This is a genomic window from Roseovarius aestuariivivens (assembly GCF_004761875.1).
Classification (GTDB): Bacteria; Pseudomonadota; Alphaproteobacteria; order Rhodobacterales; family Rhodobacteraceae; genus Roseovarius; species Roseovarius aestuariivivens.
Window position 1 is genome coordinate 1 of record NZ_SJEY01000036.1, and the last position, 1250, is coordinate 1250.

Consider the following 1250-nt stretch of genomic DNA (forward strand, 5'->3'; position numbering starts at 1 on the left):
TCTCAGAACAGCCCCTCGATCTGTCCGTCTTCGTTGAGGCGGATGTTTTCGGAGGCGGGTCTTGAGGGCAGGCCGGGCATGGTCATGATCTCGCCGCAGACCACGACGATGAAGCCCGCGCCGGCCGAGAGGCGCACTTCGCGGATCGGAACGCTGTGCCCGGTGGGCGCGCCGCGCACGCCGGCATCGGTGGTGAACGAGTACTGCGTCTTGGCCATGCAGACCGGCAGGTTGCCATAGCCCTGTTCTTCCCAGAGCTTGAGCTGGTCGCGGATCTTCTTGTCGGCCACCACCGCGTCGGCGCGATAGATCTTCTGCGCGATCGTCTCGATCTTCTGGAAGAGCCCCATGTCGTCGGGATAGAGCGTCTTGAAGTCCGCAGCACCGCTTTCGGCCAGTTCCACGACCTTCTCGGCCAAGGGCGCGGAGCCCTCGCTGCCCAGCTCCCAGTGGCGTGACAGCACCGCCTCGGCGCCATGTTCGGCCACGTAATCCTTGACCGCCTGCACCTCGGCGTCGGTATCGGTGACGAAGTGGTTGATCGCCACCACCACCGGGACCCCGAAGGATTTGACGTTTTCGATATGCCGGCCCAGGTTCGGGCAGCCCTTCTTGACCGCTTCGACATTCTCCGCGCCGAGATCGGCCTTGGCCACGCCGCCATTCATCTTCATCGCGCGCACCGTGGCCACGATCACCACCGCCGCGGGCGAGATCCCGGCCTTGCGGCACTTGATGTTCATGAACTTCTCGGCGCCGAGATCCGCGCCGAACCCGGCTTCGGTCACCACGTAATCGGCGAGCTTCAGCGCCGTCGTCGTGGCGATGACCGAGTTGCAGCCATGCGCGATATTGGCGAAGGGGCCGCCGTGGACGAAGGCCGGATTGTTCTCCAGCGTCTGCACCAGGTTGGGCTGCATGGCGTCCTTCAAAAGCACCGTCATGGCGCCCTCGGCCTTGATATCACGGCAGAAAACCGGGCTGCGGTCGCGCCGGTAGGCCACGATCATGTCGCCCAGGCGGCGCTCCAGATCCTTGAGATCCTTGGCCAGACACAGGATCGCCATGACCTCGGAGGCGACCGTGATGTCGAACCCGTCCTCGCGGGCAAAGCCGTTGGCCACGCCGCCCAAGGACGAGGTGATCTGGCGCAGGGAGCGGTCGTTCATGTCCACCACGCGCCGCCAGGTGATGCGGCGGGTGTCGATGCCAAGGTCGTTGCCCCAGTAGACATGGTTGTCGATCATCGC

1 protein-coding gene is annotated in these 1250 nt (G+C 64.7%); it reads right to left on the bottom strand.

Annotation, left to right across the window (positions count from 1 at the left end):
• Positions 1-2: 2 nt before the first annotated feature.
• Positions 3-1250 (bottom strand): formate--tetrahydrofolate ligase (locus tag EZV60_RS18940; RefSeq protein ID WP_135507642.1); only part of this gene is annotated, 1248 nt, incomplete at its 5' end.